22 protein-coding genes and 1 pseudogene are annotated in these 20,803 nt (G+C 54.8%); 12 read left to right on the plus strand and 11 right to left on the minus strand.

All coding sequences use genetic code 11. The features are described 5' to 3' along the window. Nucleotides 1-344: 344 nt before the first annotated feature. Nucleotides 345-743 (plus strand): hypothetical protein, encoded by a 399-nt coding sequence (locus tag Q5Y75_RS27390; protein ID WP_306203446.1) that lies wholly within the window; start codon nucleotides 345-347, stop codon nucleotides 741-743. Nucleotides 744-946: 203 nt separating this feature from the next. Then, nucleotides 947-3,775 carry a M10 family metallopeptidase C-terminal domain-containing protein gene (locus Q5Y75_RS27395; RefSeq protein ID WP_306203447.1) on the plus strand — a complete coding sequence of 943 codons (2,829 nt, stop codon included), beginning with the start codon at nucleotides 947-949 and terminating at the stop codon, nucleotides 3,773-3,775. Between the two features lie 206 nt (nucleotides 3,776-3,981). On the opposite strand, the gene Q5Y75_RS27400 is transcribed toward Q5Y75_RS27395, so the two are convergent. The 5 genes and pseudogenes from Q5Y75_RS27400 to Q5Y75_RS28610 form a co-directional block, all read right to left on the minus strand. Then, nucleotides 3,982-5,520, minus strand: a complete 1,539-nt coding sequence (locus Q5Y75_RS27400; RefSeq protein WP_306203449.1) for a winged helix-turn-helix domain-containing protein — start codon at nucleotides 5,518-5,520, stop codon at nucleotides 3,982-3,984. Nucleotides 5,521-5,813: 293 nt separating this feature from the next. Next, complete coding sequence (locus Q5Y75_RS27405) at nucleotides 5,814-7,529, minus strand: calcium-binding protein (RefSeq protein WP_306203450.1); 1,716 nt, start codon at nucleotides 7,527-7,529, stop codon at nucleotides 5,814-5,816. A gap of 333 nt (nucleotides 7,530-7,862) precedes the next feature. After that, a pseudogene (locus Q5Y75_RS27410) lies at nucleotides 7,863-7,994 on the minus strand (IS5/IS1182 family transposase); the annotation flags it as partial. Between the two features lie 70 nt (nucleotides 7,995-8,064). Then, on the minus strand, nucleotides 8,065-8,577 hold the full coding sequence (locus Q5Y75_RS27415) for a hypothetical protein (protein ID WP_306203451.1): 513 nt from the start codon (nucleotides 8,575-8,577) through the stop codon (nucleotides 8,065-8,067). Between the two features lie 154 nt (nucleotides 8,578-8,731). Further along, nucleotides 8,732-8,932 (minus strand): DUF1127 domain-containing protein, encoded by a 201-nt coding sequence (locus tag Q5Y75_RS28610; protein WP_371933319.1) that lies wholly within the window; start codon nucleotides 8,930-8,932, stop codon nucleotides 8,732-8,734. A gap of 368 nt (nucleotides 8,933-9,300) precedes the next feature. On the opposite strand from Q5Y75_RS28610, the gene Q5Y75_RS27420 reads away from it, so the two are divergent. Together Q5Y75_RS27420 and Q5Y75_RS27425 are read left to right on the plus strand one after the other, a co-directional pair. Further along, nucleotides 9,301-9,564, plus strand: a complete 264-nt coding sequence (locus tag Q5Y75_RS27420; protein WP_306203452.1) for a transposase — start codon at nucleotides 9,301-9,303, stop codon at nucleotides 9,562-9,564. Nucleotides 9,565-10,664: 1,100 nt separating this feature from the next. Then, a complete protein-coding gene (locus Q5Y75_RS27425) occupies nucleotides 10,665-10,919 on the plus strand; it encodes a helix-turn-helix domain-containing protein (protein ID WP_306203453.1) in 255 nt (84 codons plus the stop codon). A 66-nt stretch (nucleotides 10,920-10,985) separates the two neighbouring features. Here the strand turns inward: Q5Y75_RS27425 and Q5Y75_RS27430 are convergent, their stop codons facing one another. Both Q5Y75_RS27430 and Q5Y75_RS27435 read right to left on the minus strand, forming a co-directional pair. After that, nucleotides 10,986-11,387 (minus strand): nitrile hydratase subunit alpha, encoded by a 402-nt coding sequence (locus tag Q5Y75_RS27430; protein WP_306203469.1) that lies wholly within the window; start codon nucleotides 11,385-11,387, stop codon nucleotides 10,986-10,988. A 2-nt stretch (nucleotides 11,388-11,389) separates the two neighbouring features. Beyond that, a complete protein-coding gene (locus Q5Y75_RS27435; protein ID WP_306203454.1) occupies nucleotides 11,390-11,740 on the minus strand; it encodes an NHLP leader peptide family RiPP precursor in 351 nt (116 codons plus the stop codon). Nucleotides 11,741-12,412: 672 nt separating this feature from the next. Between Q5Y75_RS27435 and Q5Y75_RS27440 the strand changes: the two genes are divergently transcribed. Next, nucleotides 12,413-12,868, plus strand: coding sequence for a hypothetical protein (locus Q5Y75_RS27440; RefSeq protein WP_306203455.1), 456 nt, complete (start codon nucleotides 12,413-12,415; stop codon nucleotides 12,866-12,868). 166 nt (nucleotides 12,869-13,034) lie between these two features. Here the strand turns inward: Q5Y75_RS27440 and Q5Y75_RS27445 are convergent, their stop codons facing one another. Further along, the gene (locus Q5Y75_RS27445) at nucleotides 13,035-13,217 is read right to left on the minus strand and encodes a hypothetical protein (RefSeq protein WP_306203457.1); all 183 of its coding nucleotides are present in this window, start codon (nucleotides 13,215-13,217) and stop codon (nucleotides 13,035-13,037) included. A gap of 263 nt (nucleotides 13,218-13,480) precedes the next feature. Here Q5Y75_RS27445 and Q5Y75_RS28690 point away from each other — a divergent pair, with 263 nt between their 5' ends. Together Q5Y75_RS28690 and Q5Y75_RS27455 are read left to right on the plus strand one after the other, a co-directional pair. After that, nucleotides 13,481-13,729: a ParB N-terminal domain-containing protein gene (locus Q5Y75_RS28690; RefSeq protein WP_306203458.1), complete on the plus strand. Its 249-nt coding sequence runs from the start codon at nucleotides 13,481-13,483 to the stop codon at nucleotides 13,727-13,729. A gap of 810 nt (nucleotides 13,730-14,539) precedes the next feature. Next, entirely contained in the window at nucleotides 14,540-15,178 is a 639-nt protein-coding gene (locus Q5Y75_RS27455) for a helix-turn-helix domain-containing protein (protein ID WP_306203459.1), read from the plus strand. Nucleotides 15,179-15,337: 159 nt separating this feature from the next. On the opposite strand, the gene Q5Y75_RS27460 is transcribed toward Q5Y75_RS27455, so the two are convergent. After that, nucleotides 15,338-15,568, minus strand: coding sequence for a hypothetical protein (locus tag Q5Y75_RS27460; protein ID WP_306203460.1), 231 nt, complete (start codon nucleotides 15,566-15,568; stop codon nucleotides 15,338-15,340). A 385-nt stretch (nucleotides 15,569-15,953) separates the two neighbouring features. On the opposite strand from Q5Y75_RS27460, the gene Q5Y75_RS27465 reads away from it, so the two are divergent. Together Q5Y75_RS27465 and Q5Y75_RS27470 are read left to right on the plus strand one after the other, a co-directional pair. Beyond that, nucleotides 15,954-16,154 carry a DUF1127 domain-containing protein gene (locus Q5Y75_RS27465; RefSeq protein ID WP_306203461.1) on the plus strand — a complete coding sequence of 67 codons (201 nt, stop codon included), beginning with the start codon at nucleotides 15,954-15,956 and terminating at the stop codon, nucleotides 16,152-16,154. A gap of 156 nt (nucleotides 16,155-16,310) precedes the next feature. Beyond that, nucleotides 16,311-16,823 carry a hypothetical protein gene (locus Q5Y75_RS27470; RefSeq protein ID WP_306203462.1) on the plus strand — a complete coding sequence of 171 codons (513 nt, stop codon included), beginning with the start codon at nucleotides 16,311-16,313 and terminating at the stop codon, nucleotides 16,821-16,823. Between the two features lie 22 nt (nucleotides 16,824-16,845). On the opposite strand, the gene Q5Y75_RS27475 is transcribed toward Q5Y75_RS27470, so the two are convergent. After that, nucleotides 16,846-17,115: a hypothetical protein gene (locus tag Q5Y75_RS27475; RefSeq protein WP_306203463.1), complete on the minus strand. Its 270-nt coding sequence runs from the start codon at nucleotides 17,113-17,115 to the stop codon at nucleotides 16,846-16,848. A 65-nt stretch (nucleotides 17,116-17,180) separates the two neighbouring features. Here Q5Y75_RS27475 and Q5Y75_RS27480 point away from each other — a divergent pair, with 65 nt between their 5' ends. The 3 genes from Q5Y75_RS27480 to Q5Y75_RS27490 all read left to right on the plus strand — a co-directional run bounded on the left by Q5Y75_RS27480 (nucleotide 17,181) and on the right by Q5Y75_RS27490 (nucleotide 19,768). After that, nucleotides 17,181-17,567: a hypothetical protein gene (locus Q5Y75_RS27480; protein ID WP_306203465.1), complete on the plus strand. Its 387-nt coding sequence runs from the start codon at nucleotides 17,181-17,183 to the stop codon at nucleotides 17,565-17,567. Nucleotides 17,568-18,222: 655 nt separating this feature from the next. Next, complete coding sequence (locus Q5Y75_RS27485; RefSeq protein ID WP_306203466.1) at nucleotides 18,223-18,918, plus strand: alpha/beta fold hydrolase; 696 nt, start codon at nucleotides 18,223-18,225, stop codon at nucleotides 18,916-18,918. Nucleotides 18,919-19,360: 442 nt separating this feature from the next. Then, nucleotides 19,361-19,768 carry a hypothetical protein gene (locus tag Q5Y75_RS27490; protein ID WP_306203467.1) on the plus strand — a complete coding sequence of 136 codons (408 nt, stop codon included), beginning with the start codon at nucleotides 19,361-19,363 and terminating at the stop codon, nucleotides 19,766-19,768. 117 nt (nucleotides 19,769-19,885) lie between these two features. Here Q5Y75_RS27490 and Q5Y75_RS27495 read toward each other — a convergent pair whose 3' ends face one another. Beyond that, nucleotides 19,886-20,296, minus strand: coding sequence for a hypothetical protein (locus tag Q5Y75_RS27495; protein ID WP_306203468.1), 411 nt, complete (start codon nucleotides 20,294-20,296; stop codon nucleotides 19,886-19,888). Nucleotides 20,297-20,803 lie beyond the last annotated feature (507 nt).

Here is a 20,803-nt window from a genome sequence, read left to right on the forward strand (position 1 = left end):
AATAAACATTTTGCAGTGGCTTTAAGAGATAAGTCAGTTGGTTAGCGAATGGCGCGCCCCAAATTGCGGGCTAGGAAAACGACGCTAGCCGTCTCGGTCTGAACACAGATTTCCAAACAGCGCATCCGTTGGCGCAACGTTGAGCAAAGACTCAACAGAACTCCACGATGCGTATCAATTCGGCAGCCTTAGGATGAGAAGTGCATCGCAATTGTTGGCGATGGGGTAAACGCTGGCCATTGGCCGCATGGCAGACTGACACAGCAGTTTTAATCCGCTTTCTCGTCTGTGTCTTGAACCGCTGCCATCCGTTGAAGCGCCAGCATTTTTTGAGGAGATTTATTATGTCCGCAACTCTTTCCGACTACGCAGTTCTTATCGATTCAGGCTTCAAGCTGTCATTCTTTCAGACGCAAGAAGCTCATGTGGACTTCAATCCACCCAACAACATCATTCTGAATTCCTCGACGAGCCGCCCGGTATTGTGCTTTCGCGCCGACCCCGACGGAGCAGCCGATCTGAAGCTGAAGGTCGAGGTGCAAAAGCTCGGAACGGGAGATGAAGCGACCGTGCTCTCACTCCCCATGAAAAGCAGTGAACCAAGGACGGTGCATGAGGTCCTCGGAGGCAGCCAGATTCACACGGGCACCAATCGCTTCGTCTTTAAGGTTGATGAAGAGAGCGGCGGAAGCGTCAGCGTGACGGACGTTGTTCTGATGTATCGCAGACCGGTGAACGGCTAACGCAAAGGGCTGGCCAAGTTCGGCCACCCTTAACTATCTGAAAAATAACGAAACCCAAATCTGCGCGGTTATGGCATTCGCGTCGCGACCTGTGACGCGCTGTCCGTCTGACGTTTGTCTGGCACTTGCACAAGGCTGGCCAAGACTTGCTCATAGCGAGCCGAATTGTCTGCCGTGGCAGAGATTTTCAAGGAGTTATTATTATGTCCACTGTTCCAACGCTACCCGGCCCGATTTTCCAAGGCAACAAACCGTCAATTGATCTGGATGATCTGCCCGACCAGTGGGAGGGCGGCGGCATCCACTGGCCCCAGAATGGCGGCGATCTGCATGTCGTGTCATTTTCCTTCCCGCAGACCATCCCCGACGACTGGGCGGATGTGGTTGGACTGCTATCGGCGCAGAGCTACCAAGGCTTTGGCGCCGACGCGCGTGACGGTGCGGCGCTGGCGCTGCAGCAATGGGCCGACGTGTCGAACCTGGCCTTCTTCAACGCGGGCACCAGCCATGCGGGGCAGATTCAGTTTCTGGCCCGTGACATTGGCCCGACGGTCGAGATCGACGGACAACCGGTTCAGGTACCAGCCCCGGGTGTCGCGTACGGCCGACATCCCGACAACGACCCGAGCAACAGCCGCGATGGAGATATCACCATCAATACGCTCTATCCCGGTATTGCAAACCAGATCCTGAACGGAGCCGATCCGGGCGAAAGCGGGTTCCGCATCCTGATGCACGAGATCGGCCATGCGCTGAACTTCGATCACCCTGGCGACTATGACGCTGGTGATATCCCATCCCCGACCTACGCCAACGCGGCGGAGTATTTCGAGGACTCCCGGCAATACACGATCATGTCCTATTTCAGCGAAACCAATACGGGTGCCGATTTCAACGGCAACCACGCCGATAGCCTGATGCTTCATGATATCTGGGTGGCGCAACAGGTCTACGGGATCAACGATGAGGCCCGGCTGGGCAATACGCGCTATGGCTACAACGCGACCCTGGCTAACGATCCGATCCATGACTGGAGCGTGAATGACGATCCGGTCTATGCGATCTGGGATGCCGGTGGGGCGGATGACTGGCTCGACCTATCCGGGGATACCAACGCGCTTGGTGTCCGGCTGGATCTACGTGAGGGTGCGTTTTCCTCGACCCACGGGATGACCGACAACATCGCCATCGCTTACGGCTCGCGGATCGAGAATGCCGTCGGCACCAACAGGGGCGACGAGATTCGCGGCAACGCATTGTCCAACGACCTGCGCGGAGGCGGCTCGGTCGACAGCATCTGGGGCTTCGAGGGCAACGACATCCTGAGCGGCGGCAGCGGCAATGACATGCTCATGGGCGGCAGCGGCAGGGACTATCTCAGCGGTGGTACCCATAACGACACCCTGAGCGGCGGGATTGACAACGACGCATTACTAGGTGGAGCCGGCGATGACAGCCTGATTGGCGGGTTCGGACATGACTCGCTCAATGGTGCCTCGGGTGACGACACCTTGCGCGGCGGTCACGGACACGACACGCTGCGTGGCGAAACCGGCGATGATCACCTGCACGGGCAATGGGGCAATGACGAGATCCACGACGGTTCAGGCGACGACATTGTTCGGGGCGGAGCCGGTGATGACATCATCTTCAATGGCGGCGGAAGCGACGATTTCGACGGCGGCTCCGGGTTCGACCGGATCGACTTCTCGGCCTCATCGGCAGATTGGACGGTGCATCTGCAGACCGGAACCGCGTCGAATGGTGTGATCACCGAAACCGTAAAGAATTTCGAGATGGCGGTCATGGGCGATGGCGACGACATTGTGCGTGCAAGCAATACGAGCTCGGTTCTGGTCGGTGGCGGCGGCGATGACACGCTTGTGGGCGCCTTCGGCGATGACGGGATCGTTGGCGGTGACGGCGATGACCTGCTGCGCGGAAACCGCGGAGAGAACATCCTCAACGGCGGCGCAGGTTTTGATATCGTGTCTTACAATGTGCCGCTTGGTGGGTTCGCTTATACGGTCGATCTTGCACTCGGCGGGCCGCAAGTTGTGAACGGCGCGATCACCGACACGCTGATCAACATCGAGGGGCTAACCGGATCGCTCTATGCCGACACATTTTATGGCACCGATGGCGTCAACCTGCTCTCTGGTGGTTCGGGCGACGATTTCCTCAGTGGCCGCGGCGGCAACGATGATCTCGATGGCGGGCTCGGCGAGGATACGCTGTTCGGCGGCGACGGAGACGACAGTATGATTGGCGGCGGTGGAGATGACCGGCTGTTTGCGCATGATGGAGATGATGTGCTCATTGGCGGCAACGGCGATGACGACCTTTACGGCGGCAGCGACGACGACGAGTTGGAAGGCGGTGCCGGTGCGGATCTGCTGCATGGCGGCTCAGGCATCGACGCGGCCAGCTATCGCAACGCCGAGGCGGGCCTACGCGCCGATCTTGCCAATGCTGCTGCTAACACCGGCGATGCCGCAGGGGACAGCTATGCCTTCATCGAGAACCTGATCGGTTCGGCCCAAAACGATGTTCTGCGCGGTAACGGCGCCAGCAACTTGATTGACGGTCTCGACGGCAACGATATCCTGCGGGGACGTGCCGGTGATGATATCCTCCGGGGTGATGGCGGTGATGATCACCTGATTGGCAATCAGGGCCGGGACAACTTGCAGGGCGGTGATGGCAACGACGTTCTGCGGGGCAATCTGGGGGATGACATCCTGCGGGGTCAGGACGGCGATGACCGTATGATCGGTGGTCTTGGCAATGACCGGATGGCCGGTGGCGACGGGGCCGACATTTTTGTCTTCGCTGCCGCGACCGGATCGGATCTGGTTGCAGATTTCGACCTAGCCGAGGACCGTATCCGCATCTATGGAACCGGTCTCGAATTTGATGATCTCGCTATCGCTCAACAGGGTGGATCGACGATGATTTCCTATCTGGGCAACGAAATCGAACTCGCGAGCGTCATCTCCACGGAACTGACCGAGATGCATTTCTTGCTCTGAGTATCGATGGTTAAGATATGTCCTTGGGCTGCCCGGAGCGGCCCAGGGAACCGGCAAACCAGCGGCCCAACCGGTTATCACAGACATCCACCGCAAAGAACGCTAATTTTGTCCGCCTTGGGGCCGGTACCAAGCGGGGTTCCATCACAGATACCAGCTTGGATCACGCCCGTCGGCAGATGCGAAACCCGATTTGTAAACACAGCCTAATCTGGCAAGTTAACCCCTGTATCTGCGAGAAATTCACCCAATCGTTTTACAGCTGCGTCGTATTCCCGTCGGCGCGGTTGGCTGGCAATTGGAAAATTATCCGCAAACCGCACGAAATCCGTCATGGGAAAGGCCGACATCAGATCATTATGTGCCAGGGTTGCCTGCTTTGATTGACCGAGCATTGCGTGCGATAGGCACCGGAAAACCAGCGCCGAGATTTCCTGTGGCCCTGACCGGGAGCTCGAAACGCTGCGCTCGTATTGTCCCGCCATGAACGAAATGCCCGCCTCGGCAAAGTAGAACCAGCTCGGGGGTGCCGTGTTCGCCCTAAGCACTTTGTCAAATATTGCGCAGGCCCGTTCCACATCGTCCGTCAGTACCGATTTGGCAGTCGCGACACAGACCATTGCGTCGGAGTCTCCGGCCATCGTCGCTTCTGCGCGGTTCAACATTGCAAGCGCGCCGTTCAGATTTCCGCTGCGCGCCGTGTTCATCGACATGAGAGCGAGATTGACAGGATCGGTAGGAGCCAGATTGAAAGCAGTTTCAAAAGCCTTCTCTGCCTGTTCCAGATAGCTGCGATCACGTCCGGGAATGACCGCATAAGCCCAGCGAAGTTCCAACGCATAAACAAGCCAGGCCCTCGCAAATGTTGGATCAAGCCGTACCGATTGTTCCAAGTGGGACAAGGACCGCCGAAGGTTTTCGGCGTCCAGTCTCATTTCCAAATCACATCCCAGCACAAAATGCTCAAACGCATTCAGCTTGCTTTCCCCTTTGCGAGCAATCGACTTAAATTCGGCGCGATGAAGCTCTCCGTGCCAACCGGTCAGAGCCAGAACAACGGTATTCGCAATCTCATCAACGACAGCCAGCGGATCATCGCTGTTGAGATCGAGACGCTCACCCCACAGGCTCTTTCCGGTTCTGGCATCGACAAGCTGGATGCGCGCTCGGATCACATGTGCAAAGCGCGCGAAGTTGCTTTCAAGGACATAGTCCGCCTGAACATCCTGTGCAAAGGCACGGATGTCGGTCACCTCCTTCGAAGAAAAGCTGCTCTGCCGGGCCACCACGCCGATATAATGAAATCGCGCAAGATGATTTATGATGTCCGATGCGATGGCATCGGCAATGTTGCTGATGTCCTTGTCGTGATTGACCTCAGGCTTAAGCACTGCAACCGTGGGGCGGTTTTCTTGTTGGCGCGGTGGATGTGCCACAAGATCAGCAGGCGCAGTGTCAATCTCACCAATCAGCCGAAACCCCTTGCCGCGAACGGTTTCGATGTAATTTGGCTGCTTTGCGTCGTCTTTGAGCGCGGAGCGCAGATCATGGATATATTCTCGCACCAAATCGGGCGTGACATGTAGACCCGGCCAAACCTCTTCAAGGAACGTGTCGGTGCTGACAATCTTGCCCTTGTATTTCCTAAGACATGACAACACAGCCGCAGCCTTCGGCGTGAGTTGAACGATCTGCTCTGGGCAGATCAGACGGTCATCTGGTTCTGAGAAATACCACCCAGACATTGCAGCACTCCTCTATTCTCCCAAAAGCCTAGCAAAAAGGGCCTTACAAACACAGGAAAATAGTCCTGTGCGCGTGGGCTGTATCGGCGGGAGTCCGCACTATTGGGGTCGTATAGTTGGAATGTCGATCTTCCTGTGAACGGATTTCTTGCTCAAGGAGGTCGAACGAGGCTAGCTGCGATAGGGCGCAACTGCCCGCTCGTTGTTTTGCCGATGTCGGGTCCTCCCCTCTTGAAACGAAAAAACGCCCCAGACCCATCGGAGCCTGGGGCGTTTCGTTTTGGGTGCCGCGCCTAGAGTAGGAAAACAAAGTCGTTTTCATTCAAATCGGTCTCGCCCTCGACTGTGATCACGAAATCCGAACCGAAGGGGAGTTGATCGATAATCGACTGCGGCAGAATAGGCTGATCCGCGCCCAGAGTGCCGAGAAGGTCAATGACGGTATTTCCGCCACTCACCGAAATGCCGGTGTCGTCATCATCTAAAACCTGGTTACCGTTGTCGTTCAACGACGCGAAGGACAATTCGAAATCGCCTGCGGCAAAACCTATCAGCGCAATCTGATCACCCGGCCCAAACTGATGGATCGTGTCATGGCCAAAGCCCGAGTCTTCAATGGAGAAGAGATCATCATCGATACGGAAGATGAACATGTCGTCTGCGCCATCTCCGCCAAACAACTCATCGTCGCCGCGACCGCCTTCCAGATGGTTTTGCGACCCCGCTTCGATCCCGGATTGCACGACACCTTCTTGCTGGACCACTTCAAACGGAGCATAGCCATGGATCTCGTCGTCGCCTGCACCCCCGCGCAGGGTATCGCTGCCGCCTGCTCCGTACAGGACGTCATTGTCGTTGCCGCCCTCAATCAGGTCATTGTCCGCACCGCCATTGATCGTGTCCCGGCCCGTGCCGCCAGAAAGCTCATCCGAACCGTCCTGGCCTCTCAGAAGGTCGTCACCAGCATCCCCGTTAAGCGTGTCTGCTTCGGCACCGCCTGCGAGCGAGTCGTCCCCGTCATCACCGTTCAGCGTATCTTCACCGGACCCGCCGCCAAGGGTATCTTCACCCGATCCACCATTCAGTTCATCGTCACCGGCCGCGCCGCGCAACAGGTCATTTCCTGAACCGCCCTCCATCGTATCGTTGCCGTTGTCACCGTAAAGCCGGTCGTCATATGCACCGCCATTAATCTCGTCATTGCCATCGCGACCGCGGATAGTGTCGTTCCCCCGACCTCCATTCATCGTGTCATGGCCAGCGCCTCCATCCATTTGATCATGGCCCCTGTCGCCGTTCATCAGGTCATGCCCAGAACCGCCCAGCATACGGTCGTTGCCGGTGCCCCCGTTCATGGTATCGCGACCACCGCCGCCATCCATGTAATCGCTACCGGATCCGCCGTTCAGGACATCCCTGCCATCGCCTATGCCTCCGCGCATATTGTCATTGCCGCGCCCTCCGCGCAGCACGTCATCACCCGAGCCGCCGTCCATAATGTCCCGGCCGCCTTCGCCCAACAATGTGTCGTTACCATTCACACCGCTCATGTTGTCATTGCCGATGCCGCCCTGAAGGTGGTCGTTGCCGCTGCCCCCGACCAGAGTGTCTGCACCGGCACCGCCGTAAAGCGTGTCATTGCCAATTTCGCCAAAGAGCCTGTCGTTGCCATATCCGCCGGACAACCGGTCATTGTACGTCAGGATACCAAAAACCGGGGGCAAAAAGACATTGGAGGCCGTTACCGCAAGGGGTGCCGTGAATGTCCCGGCTTGCCGCGATGCCTGTTCGAAACCGCCAGGTCCGACTGGGCTGCTGGGTCCGACCTGATCACCATAAATCACGTCATGTCCGCGTTGGCCATAGATCACATCGCTGCCCGAACCGCCGTAAACCGTGTCGCTGCCGCTGTCTGCGCGGATCGTGTCATTTCCGGACAACCCGCGAATGCGGTCCGCTTCGTTGCTGCCGTTAAGAATGTCTGCAATTGGACTTCCATTGATAATCATCTGTCTTCTCCAAATACTAAACTGATATGCGGCCTTGAACGGCCCCACCGGTTAGCCGGCGCGCGAAAATACGCACATCTTCAGCCTAGAGCCGTGCGAAAAGCGTGTCCGTTGTGTAAGCGTTGATTCTCTGTCCAGAGAACGCTTGGTTACCGCTAGGAGAAACCCTATTCGCTGCCTCGCCATGCATTGTTGGTCTCGGCTGCCAACTTCCGGACTTCGCCTGAAATGCTCTTGCCAAGATGGGATTGGACACGCTTGAGGCAGTTCTCGTTGAGCACTGCGGATGTCGTCTCGCATCAACCAAGAACGCTTCACGGATTAAGTTCAGGACCCATTGCGATTGATGAAGAGAATCCGGCTGAGGACGCGTCTGCCATCAACGCGTGGCTTGCCGTGGGACTTGAAAAAGAAGGACTGTAGATGCGCCAACTCCGCGTCGGTCAGCCAGAAAAGATAAGGCAAGCTCAACGCTCGTTTTGGAGCCGTGAGCCATACCGCAAACCGGAAATCAATGGACCCCGAGCCCAATACTTCAACAGCGTATATCCAGTGAAATTGGACGATTACGCAAATGTTCGTCTTGGCTTTCGGGTACGGTGATCGACACTGTCCCGCTCGCCTCGGAAAACTCCCCGGTTCCACCTGTGACTATCAATTCGATGACTTGCAGGTCTTCCCCCGAGCGTCTCGTGTCCGTCGCATCGCCAAGATAGATTACTTCGGTAACAAAGAGTTCACCATTTGGAGCGGTAATGACGCCATCGGCCTGAACATAGTGACCAAACTCTGCGCTTCCGCCCAAGACTGTGGAGACTACGTCGAAAGTTCCGACAAAACGTCCATCCAAGTCACTAAGAGACCAATACAAGATACGTCTATCACCTGCTTCGGCGTTCTGCGGGTCCGCCCCGACAAATGTAATGGACGTATTGCTGTGCAATAGCTCGGTCTGGCCACATCCAACGAGCGCCTCATCAGTTTGAGCGGCCGCGCCAATTGGCAGCGCCAGTCCAAAAGCAAAGATACAACGGCGAATGTCTCTCATGGTGCCATCTCCAATTTGCAATCTGTTCCTTGCGCGACGAGTTTGGTGGTGTATTTGCGGTTCATATGCCAATGACGCCAGCCTTGCGGCATATGGTGGCCTGACCTCTTGCAGCCGGGCGCTGAGGCAGACCTCCAAACCATGCAGTTTTTCTTCAGACGTGTTGCCTAATCACGTCGTCAATTTCAGAACGATTAACGCCAATGTCTGCCAACTCGTGATCCGTCATCCGGTTCAGACGACTCGCGGCCTCAAGGTAGACCTTTCGATCGCTGATCGCTTCTCTGGCTCGGTCGAATACCGACAGCGCTTGCGAAAAGCTGCGGCTCTCAACGTTTGGATCAACACAAGACATGTGGCTGACCTTTCATTTTCTGGTGTGAGGGTTGTGCCACTAACAAAGGTCTTCGAGCTTAATCCCTGAATACCGGCAGATTAAGAATGCTTCATCGGCGCCATCTTGCGCGAGTTTCTTCCCTAAATGCATCTATAGGTAGCTTCCGCGCTCTCCCAAGAGGTCGGTAATTTTTGAAACCACCGATATGCCCCAATCGTCGGCGGTTTCTCTTTTTAGACATACAATTCGCTGGCCACCTTTCCTAGACATGGCGGTGTTGCGGCGAGTGGTATAGCCACCTGTGCGAATTCGGCCATGTCCTGCGGAGCAGGATCGAGACTGCAATCGCATTTGCCAAACACCACCTTGAAGGAGAACGACCCGCCATGCCTGATCTGGCAAGCGGCATTCTGGGTACGGTGCGCTACCAATTTCTTGGCATCCACGAGCGTATTCAAGGCTATGCAAAAATGATCGCAAAGCATGCGCTGCTGGATGCCGGCGCGCGGTGCCTGATGCGTATACCTGGCGTCGGCCAGATCAGCGCCTCCTCCACTGTGGCGACCAACGGCGATTCTAAGCAGTTCCGAACCAGCTGCGATCTTGCGACGTGGTTGGGCCTGACGCTGTCTAGACCCCAGTTTCAGTAGCAGTAATTTGGCGTTTCTCTAATAGCGTTTCAGGGATTGTCGGGGCATGCTCAGGGCGTCCGAAGATGTTGGGTATCCCATTTGGCTCGGAGGTGGCTGAGCTCGGCGGGTCGGCACATGACGCTCCTGTATCTTCGCGGGCCCTTCGGATGTAGTTTCCGCCGCCCAGCGCAACCTTGGCACCCTCCCCCAAAGTAATTCTATGCGGACTGTTTCGCGGGTTGCGGGCTTGATTATTTTATTTTATACGCCGGCTTATCCAGTAAGGCGCGGCCAGATACACTCAAAAACATGAGGTTCCTTGGTTTCGTCTTAACTTTTGATGCCGAGCGATTCGATAGGCAATGCCCTGAGGTTATCTGGGATACGCATGTGGTGTCGCATCATAAAGTGGAGAAAGTGCCCCTATAGCTCAGCTGGTAGAGCAACTGATTTGTAGCGCCGCCTCAGGCTCCAATACTGAGGCATTGTTGCAGCCCTTGATGGAAACGTTGAGGTGAACTGGTGTCAAATTCGGGGAAACCTGAGCAGGTAGGTCTGCTGGCAATCCCGAGCGAAGCTTTCTGGGGCGACCTAGATTGAACGTGTAGAGACTTGACGGCACCCGCCTAAAGCCCTTTCGGGCCATGGTGAAGAGAAAGTCCAGACCACAAAGCGCCAAGTGCGTGGCGGCGAAAGTCGTAGTGGTATGAATCAGTAGGTCCGCGGTTCGAGTCCGTGTGGGGGCACCATAAAATTAGATACAGTCTTTTACTTCAACTACTTAGCCCGTAAATCGCCAATCTAATCCACCTTTGTGTCCACCTATTCTCTTCCGAGGATGACCCTGCATTCGCACCTGCCGCCACTTGGCGGTTCCCGGCCTAATAGTGCTATACCACCAACTTTGCCCACGAGCCTTGATTGGTCACCGTTTTGCGTTCGAAGCTGTTCACACTATTGATCAATAGGCTGCAGGGCGAACAATATCTTTCGCGCTGGCGCGTTGTGTAGTCATGGTATCCTCGTGTTGCTAACTGGTGCTGATAGCACTAATATAGGCAAAAATTACATGCCATCAACCCTAAAACGTGCTAAATGCACAAGAACTGTGAGCAGCTATGAATGAATTCAAGAAAATTTCAGGGGATCAAGTGCGCATGGCAAAGGGTGCGCTCGGAATGACCAACCCCCAGCTAGCGGCGGAGACTGGCCTACATCGCAACACAATTAACCGGGCTGAGAAAGGTGAAGGCAAGCTAGCGACTTTTGACCATTTGCGCAGATACTTCGAAGGGGAAGGCCTGGAATTCATACCTGAAAACGGTGGCGGTAGTGGTGTTCGGTTCAAGTCGAAGGCGAATGACTCCGAATGACTGACCCGGAGCTATACCGCACCGCTATCCATGAGGCCTCAATTCTACAACAAGGCAGTCAATGGCCTAGCCTCCGTAAGTTGCTATAGTGATCGTTGCACTTCCTACAGCGCTTGCAGCGCTTACTGTGGCGGCGACAGAGAGTGCAATGCCGCCGCAAATCACAGTGGTGCCTCCCATTGCTTGCAGTAGCTCTTGGTCAGTGGCTTCTGTATTTTCAGATGGGGCCGCAGCAACGTGAAGGTTACGAACCGACTTAGTGTCACGTACGACTTGAATTTCAACGCCATCAGGAATGACATATCCCAGCTCTTGAAGAACGGAGTTTGGTTCCACCTCAAGCCGTGCTGCAAATTCGGGGTCCGACCAAACTCTGCGAATGATTTCCCCGCGTGACACAGGAACTTTTTCCGTATTGGCGACTTGTTCCATTTTCGAAACCTCTTGGTTTGTGGTTAGATTGAGCAGGCCTACGCCTCATTGATCGATACAATGGCTGTCGCCGATGCAATTGCGGTGACTACGCCAGAAGCGGCAATTATGCTGCACGCTAGCGTTGTTCCACCTTGAGACAGCAACAGGTCCTGATCGGTAATTTCTCCCTCCACTGGCGCAAACGGAATATGGAAGTACCGCACATTTTCGTTGTCCATTACGACTTTCACATCAACGCCTTCCGGCACCTCAACGCCTAAATCTCTGGCCGCCTGTCTTGGATTTTCGATCAATGTATTCCTGTAGTTTTCATCTGTTCGCATCCTTGAGTAGAACTCTTTTTTCCTTGCTAAGAGCTCTTGAAAAACGTCTGGAGACTTTTCCATTCTAGCGTTCCTTCTCGGCAATCACGTTTCGCACATGGCTGGCCACCCGCAATTCATTCCGTCCAACGAGGAACCTTCGGGTCGCGTCGCCGGTCAAAGCCTTTTTGACTTCGATCAAAATAAACCTGGGAGTGCAAAATTGAACTTTCGGGAAAGTAGGATTAATCTATTTTGAGAATGAGGGGCGGGATGCATTGATTCTCACTGTGCTGCGCGATTCACCGCTCGAAAACGTTATTCTAGACGTTCAACCGTTCGGCTTCGGAGACGCGCCCCCTTCGTTTAGCGAAGATATACCCACTGTAATGTGCTTGTAGACAGTATGCCCTCGGTCGTGGTCGTAGAAGCCGTTAGCGCAACCTTGCCCCTAATTAGGGGTATCTGCGATGCGGTACAGTCGAGACTATGGACCGAGGCTGCGTGGAACCACAAACACGCCCGCTTGGGGGCGGGAGCCACAATTGGTGGAGGCCCGCAGCCTCAGCAATTCACCAAAGCTGCTAATCCCGCTAATCTTGCTAATCGACGGGTGCAATTCCGCGCTGCCTTTGACCGGCTGAAGTCTTGGCCCATCGCCATCGCTTGGTCACGCCAGCTTAGTCTTCCTGGTGTGCTACTATTGTTTCATGGCTGCCACGGCCTGATTGGCCAACTGAGATTTGCGAGGGTCGGATGACATTACGTAAGCGCATTGAGGACAACATCGTCCTATGGTTTCTTGGCGCGACTTTCACAGGCTTTCTCGGCGGCATCGCAGCCTACAGCGCGGTGCTTGAGATTGCGCGCCTCGAAGTTGTGAGCGGAGACAAGATTGAGGAGTACCAGGCACAAGACGCACAACTCAAGGAACGCCTCGCCACCTTGCTAAACAAGGAGCGTTTCCTATCTGTCTACCTCCGCTATGCGTTGGCACATATGCCGCCGGGCAACCGCACATCCAGCGAAGATGAACGCTCCGCTGCTCGCGCAGAGCTTGAGCGTCTTATGAAAGCCTATGTTTCGCACTCAACCGACCCGACCTCCCCTGTAACTATCGGCAAGGGCCAATCAAGGCAGACCACCATAACGTTTCCTGACGGATCGCGATGGTTGATTCCGCCTGAGTTTGATGCCGCAACCAGCAACTGATTGCTGCCCGCCAAGGTTCCGATCCGACCCTGACCCCCTGCTACATTCGCTACATCCGCTACATGAGTCACTACTTTGGAGCCAAAGAGAACCGAACCCCAGGTCATCCAGTTCTTTGACAGTGACGAGGTTGCCCCGACGATCAACCGGCGGTCACTCAGGTACGCTAAAAGATAATATCCAAGGCTAAGAGCAGGGCCAGAACAGCAGAAACGACCTTGAACATCTTGGCGCTGCGTTCGGCATCGGCCAAACGAACATCGCGCTCTGTTGCTTCTGCCGTCAGATTGTCGACCCGTTTTTTGAGTTCTGCAAGCTTGTCGGTGCTGTTTGAAGTCTCGAATTCCATGGCTTTCGTGCTCCTAATCCGCAATGACTTGGGCCGTCCCGTTTTTGGCGACCTTGCATCATGAAGTAGGGAGGCAACCTACGGCGCAGATTTCGAAAACATTAAGAGCAACACATCTGGCGACATGAACAGATGCCAAGGGCTATTCGCGTTATTCTCGCTAATCCAAGGAGCGCGTTAGGCGTGCAAAATCTTGTGTCCGTCCCTCGAAACCGTGCTACGCAGGGGTATCCATAGACCGGCAACAAGAAGGGCATTCGTCAGTGTTAGAGAGAAGCTCCTTCCCGATTGCAAAGATACACGTCACAAGCAAGCGCGCGAAAACGCTAGATCCCGAGAAGCTCGAAGCGATTGCTTACGACATCATGGAACACGGACAAACCACCCCGATCCAGTTGCGAGCCGATGGTGACAGGTTTGTGTTGATTGAAGGCCTGCATCGGCTTGAGGCGCTTCGAGCGCTGGGTGAAGAAATGATCGAAGGCGTCCTCGTTCGTGCAAGGTTGCACTGAGACGTTCGGCGCTGCAAAAACTGCTAAGTGGCCTCAAGCGTCTGGGGCATACTGAATACCCGACAACCATTGATATTCTTACCAAGCACCCACGCATCGAAACTATGCTTGTCGCAATCTTTGTTTCAATCCTATGCGGCTTGGCCTGCGCCTATGTCGCGCAGAACCGGAGCCTGAGCGTTCGGCTGCATGCGGCGCTGGGAGTTATTCTGGGGCCTGTGGGGCTTGCTGTGACGCTCTGGTGCGCAAGGGGTAAGCCTGCGGAAGGGTGAGTGCAGCGACTCCCCTACCAGGGGAGTGGTTTCTGCTCTTCACAGGCCCCTTCCGAAAAACTCAGTTTCGGCCCCGACCCCCTGCTACATTCGCTACATCCGCTACATGGGCGATGTGTGCTTTGTGCAGTTTTCTGCTTGGTGCGTGCCATTTGGGTACCCCCACCTCACGATACCGTGAGCGGAGAATACGTGTCCAGTTAAGTAGTTGACCGGTTTTGTGTCACCAGCGCTTAGTCACTCAGACTGGGGTTTACACGGACCCTAAAGGCCTTCTGGCCCTAGTAGTAACACTATTTTAACTTGATAAAATCACACTTACCTATCATATTGATGGGTATGAAGGCGTCGAAAAGCCAGCCAATAGCGCTGATGACAGCAAGGGATTTTGAGCAGAAGGTGCGGGACTATGCGCGATTTTCGCACATGGTACGCATTTTGGATCACGTCTTGCTGGACAGGGCTGACCGCCGCATAACCCGCCCTATGATAATGAGGGCACTAAAGAAAGGAACGGTAGAAAAAGGACCAAAGTGGAATGCTGAACACCAAGATTGGCACGGCAAAATCTATTATCGGGGAACCGGTATGGAGCTTAGTGTCGTTTGCGCAATTAAGGAGGGCGTTCTCACGGTTACAGTCATCACGGTTTATGGCAGACCTGCTGACTGATATAGGAGCACAAATGACACATCTTGTTCACATGTCTGGTTCGATGAGAAAGCCTGATCCGTATCACTACAAGGACTGCGGGTTGGACAATATTTGGCTTGTCGGGGGTGTTGAGACCCACGAAACCCCTTACGGGCCAGCAACTTCGATAGCTGATCTGGATGATCTTCACCACGCCATTGCCTTGGACATCATTGATGGAGGCGACATGACTGGACCAGAGTTTCGGTTCATTAGAACTGAGCTCGAACTGTCGCAGAGAGCACTGGCAGATTTACTAAACGCCACTGAACAGCAGGTCCATCGTTGGGAGACGGGGAAAACAGACGAAATCCCCGGACCTGTCCGCACATTACTCGGTGGATATTATATTGAAGCAACAAATCCAGAGAGCCGTATGAAGGAACACTTGGATCGCTTAGGTGATCTTGATACGCGGGTGACCGCGCTTGAGTATAGACTATTTGAAATGACGGACGACCATTGGGCACCGTCAGCCGCATAACCCAGAACACAGACCCTCATACATAAGGAGCCCCGCCATAGCGCGGGGTTTTCTTTATCTCCCCCACCGGGGGACTGACCGCAAACCTCACCGAGCCGGTATGGCTTCCCTATCCAATTGCAGAGCCGTACCCGATACCACCCCGCTCCGGCGGGGCACTCACTTCAACCGCCTGCCTTCGTCATATGCCATCTGAGCAACAAGGCGCACGTACTCGGCCAGTTCCTCGCCTTCCAACTCAACAGCGCCAGCGATAAAGGCCGAAACATCCGGGCTGATGCTGTCCAGCGCCTGCTTTATCTCTTCCTCTGGGGTCATGGTGGCAGTATGCACGCTCATACCGGTTGTGGACAGTATACCCTCGGTCGTGCTCGTGGGAGCCGTCAGCACAACCTTGCCCCCAATTAGGGGTATCAGCGATGTGGAGCGGTCGAGACTATGGGTCGAGGCTGCGCTGAGTCACAAAACGCCCGCTGGGGGCGCGGGGGGTTTGTCCACTGGCGTAGATGCGCAGCCTTCTCACGCTGCCACTCCTGCCAGCCGTTTGCTTGGATGCCAGAATAAGCGAAGCCGCCGACGGCTGGGGGCGTGTCGGTGGCTTCGTAACTCACCACTCACTAGGAGAGTGGCGTCACTACCCGAGATTGTATCGAGCTACTTTGAGTCTCGCAAGGTGGCGCTTATGAAGCGTTTTTAATCTGCCAGTATTCAGGACTTAAGCTTCAATGCCTTTCTTGGTGGCACAGCCGTTACACCAAATAGAAGGGTCAATCACATGCCTTATGATGAATCAAACATTGGTGGCCGCAACCTTTCTCAGGTTCTCTCGGTATTTGACCAAGCCAGATACGTTCTCAGCAATCGGAGAGCTTACCTCGAAGCCGCGAGCCGTCTGAACCGTATGACGGATCACGAACTGGCAGACATTGGGGTCAATCGCTCTGAAATTGACGAAGTGATTAGACAGCACCTTTGAAGAAGAACCGCATAGTTTGGAGGTCTGCCTCAGCGCCCGGCTGTCAGTAGTCGGGCCATCTCATCCCCCAAATCTGAGGTCATCGTCATTTATGCGGCAAATACACCAAAAAACTTATAGCGCAAAGAACGGATCGCGTACTGGGGAGATGGCATCATGAGAGACCTTCGCCGTTGGATCTGCGTTTTTTGCCTTGCGTTGCCGATTGGTGCAACTGCTCAAACTGATGAAGCGCTCGTTGGTTGTGGGCAAACCGAATTACTTCACAGCAACACATCGATTAGATTTGTCGGAGCTAATCCGGCAAAAGCAGATGTGGGCGACCGGCGGATTCTGCACTGGTATCTTGAAGACCTAAGCGGTCTTTACGTTGGCGCGTTCGATGTCGTCACCACTGTGTTGGGTGGCAGCGAAGATATGGGCCACTATGTCAGGGTCGATGGCTCATTTACATTTCTAAACGGAGACATCTTTGTGGCGACCACCACCTCGCTTGCCAACGCAGCCTACACCCATAGCTCTGGCGATGCACAGCAAGTTATCGATTGGGCCGTGACTGGTGGAACCGGTGATTTCGCGAATGCAGGCGGGATTGTGTCGATATCCGTGCCCGAGGAGCATGAGCCCCATTTAGACAATCGACCTCTTAGTCTGGACATTCGGTGCTAGATTCTGCCGTCACTTGACAGCATCATCGGTTAAGGCCCGACTTCGGCCCCATCAGCCGATATGAACTCTCACCGGGGCGCTCTGGATCACCCTGCGCTAGCTCTAGGTCAAATGCCTCAAGAAACGGCACCAGAAGCCCCGGATCAGCTATGTAGAAGGCCGTTGTGTCTCGGAGGTCGTCACGAGGCACACAGTCCGCATTGTAGCCCCACAGGCCCCGCCCTGCGCGCTCGTCCATCCATCTGTGCAGGTCGTCATAGCTTCGCCCGAACCCGTCTACAGGAACCAGCACGCGAACCCTCAGAGGATAGAACAGTTCGTCAGCAGCTTTCTTGCGGGAGCGGGGATCGGGTGCGCATGACGGAAAAACTAGGAGCGATTTTCAGCTTGGGCAAGCTGCAATGTTCCTATTATGTTCTCCTTATGCCTGTCTCTCATCCGCCTGCCCATCCATACCCCGGCAAGTGCCGCACGTTGCGGGATGCTGCGGCTGATGGTCAGGTCGTCACGCTTCGGTGCAACCTGTGCCGCCGTAAGGTCTATTTCCTTGCCTCAGACCTTGTTGACATCGTTGGCCCCGACTGGCCGATGCATGAGCCGGTGCTGCCCTGCCACAAGCATGGCCGTGAATATGTGGACATGCGTGCACGGCTACCGCGACGGGAAGACCTTGGGAAGCTACCGCTTAGGCGTCCTGCGAAGCTCATCCAGACGTGGAAGACTGTGATGCTGGGGGATGAGTAGCTTGAAGTCACGAAGGTCCGCTTCGAGCCCATTCTGACTGGTCCATCAGACCAAAAATTGGCCTGAAGAGATGCATATTCTTGCTAGAGGCGATTCTCAAGAAAACGAGATATGGCTCCGCAAAGAACCATTGGGACAAAGCTGCCTAGGGTGACTGCCCCAAGCCACCACGAAAACGTATACGTCAGCCATGACACTTCGGTCACGACACCATGACCTAATAGAAAGTATCGATCATCTACCACAGTACCGCCTATTGCATCGCCCCCGACCATCGTGGAGAAGACTACAAAAACAACGAAGGACGGGACTGCAATCAATCCAAATCCCGCGCTAGCCAGTCCGAAGGCATGGCTGGTCTTTGTTCGTTCTTGCTTCTTGTGCTGCAAATTCAGCTCATAAGTTTGGTTAATTCTTCACCTACTCTACAGATGGTCAAGGTCCGCTTCGAGCCCAATGCGGACGGGTTCCTTTGCAGATGTACGCGCATGCGGCAAAGCAAAGGGCCGGAGTCATCAGATGCATTTTGCGACGCGTCCAGCGTGGTAGCGACTATGTGGCAAGGGCTCGGCGCAGAACAACCAAACGATGCTGTGGACGGGGTGGCCCTGTTGATTTTACTGTTGTAACGGTCTCGACGGAATGAGGGCTGGCTATGGCGACATTTGTATTGGTCCATGGAGCGTGGCAAGGGGGATGGTGCTGGGCGCGCGTAGCCGAACTTTTACGCAGGGCGGGCCACGATGTATTTACCCCGACAATGACAGGTTTGGGTGAACGTGCCCACCTCGTGAGTGACGAAACTGACCTGGCCATGCATGTCGAGGACGTGCTGGCGGTTATCGCGTGCGAAGAACTCTCCGACATTGTCTTATGCGGTCATAGCTATGGCGGCATGGTTATCACCGGTGTCGCGGATAGAGCGCCCGACCTCATTCGCTCGCTTGTATATCTCGATGCGCTCGTGCCGAGCGACGGGCAGGCGGCCTTGGACGTTTTGCCTGCGGAAATCGCGGCAGGGCTCCGTGCCAGTGCCGTCAATGGCAAAGTCGCGCCAGGCCCGGCAGAGGCTTTTTCGGTGAACGAAGCAGATTGTGCGTGGGTGAACCGCCGCAACGTTGCGCAACCGCTCAAGACATTTGATCAACCGATGCAATTGGTGAGCGGTGGAGCCGAGCTGCTAAAGCGGACCTACATCTATGCCACTGGCTGGAGTCCAGGGCTGGGCCAACCGTTTTTCGAGCGGTATCAGCATCAGCCAGGATGGACGGCGATATCGGTGCCATGCGGGCACTACGTGATGATCGATAGGCCTGACGACTTGGCCCGAATGCTAACGTCCGCAATTTGAACTTAGCCACCGACTCTTGCACGAGCGCGCGGACCGCGAAACCGCCCGAACAAAAATAGTTTTGGCTAACATCCCGATTGTCCTACTTCAACAACCGCTTCGGGAAAGACGCACCGCAGCGCCGCAAGTGATCTCCTTCTAGATTGAACAGCTGATGTGGGTCTCGCTGCACCAGCATCGGGCGGCTTTGTCCGCACTGCCGCCGTTGAACGCATGGCGACAGGCCGCAAGCTTTACCGAAAGCGTCGGATGGTCGCTTCGAGCCGCGCTAGAAATTCTCTCTCAAACCCAAGACGTAGATGTTGCATGTGCTCCAAGGGCGGCAGCGAGCCCGCCGGATGACCGCTTCGAGCCCCTTTTTGACGCCCCAAAATCCGAACGCCAGACAGCAAAAAAGCGGATTTCGCATGCAAACGTCCGATGATCTGATAGCTGTTCCAATATGAACAAATCTGACGCTATCAAGTTTCAAAGATTATTCGACATAGGTGATCTGGCGACACTCGCCAATGAACTTGAGCCGTTGCTGATGAAAGGTGATTTGGACGCCCGATATCTTGCATCCAGCTTCTCCATCGACCCCAACGAATCCGTTGAAGCCTTTGATCTCCGGAGAATACAGGAACTAGAGGCTCTTGCGTCGAAGTGGCATAGAGCGTCATTGATTGATCTCGCGTGGGCATATCGTCATGGGGATGATGTCGAACGCGACATGCAGAAATTTCAGAACCTTATGACTGCGGCGGCTCTTCTAGGTGATCAAGGCGCAGTCCGAACACTCGCTGAATTCCTTGAGTTTGAAATCGGCGAGACTGGACTTGGCTCAATTCTTGATCAGCGGAATGGATAGTAGCCAAGTCAGAAGCTCGCGAAGGCCGACGGCAGCAAAGTCCCGCCGAGCCGCCGCTGAACACGTCAAGCGAGCTTATGAACTTGACCGCAAAGGTAGGATGACCGCTATGAGCCCTTAGTGGCTGGGATTCCCTGACCAAAGACGACCGTTTTCTCCGAAAACCAGTTTTGATAGAAAGCCTTGTGAGCCGTAAGCTCTTAGACCTCCAACACCGAAGTAACCCCAGCAATTGAAGGCTTCGACCTGATCAGCGAAGACTAAGCTCAGTTCGTTTGCCACGTCGTCAGCAATTGATTCGGCAACAGATTTCGTGAGTTCCACGCTTTCATGATTTCCATAGTGGACATGTGTAAATTTACCGAAAAAGACAGTAACTTCATCACCATCATCGACTACTACTATGGGTTCCCAAGAAGAATGAACGGGTGCGATAGTGGCGATTACGGAAGCATCTTCCGCGTCAAAACTGATTGCCATACCAGAAAATCGCTCTTGCAACTTTGACCTAACAATCGGTGCCAACATAGCCAAGGTTCTCTTAATTGGTCAGTCTGTCTAGGGCATGAAAATATTCGAGAGGACCCTCGATTTCAATTGGATGTAAGAAGGCCGCTTTGTCCGCTGAGCTGTCGTTGGTTCCCTAGACGGGCTATACTGCGGAAACCGAACGCAGGCAATTTCCGTGCGTTGAGGAAAGACGGCCAGCGTCGCCCTATTTCGTCTGGTGCAAGTTGCACCACTCGATTTTCACGATCCCGACGCCACTTCGCCCAGCGCTTACAAATATTAACAAGGCGTAATCAAATTTTGGGATCAGCTAAATCTCAAGTCCCCAAATTCTTCGCATCAACTACTGAAATCCCACGCGATATAGGCGGAGATTAGATGCTGTACCCCCTTTGAGCAGCCTCATCTGACTGGTCCATATTGATTGTTAGTGCATCGTCGGCCTGTAATCCATTGGGATGATGGTTTCAGGTGCTGGCGGGCGATAACCCAGTGCACTGTGGGGCCGCTTTGTGTTGTAGTGTC

It is taken from the genome of Ruegeria discodermiae, assembly GCF_030758345.1.
In the GTDB taxonomy this organism is placed as follows: domain Bacteria; phylum Pseudomonadota; class Alphaproteobacteria; order Rhodobacterales; family Rhodobacteraceae; genus Ruegeria_C.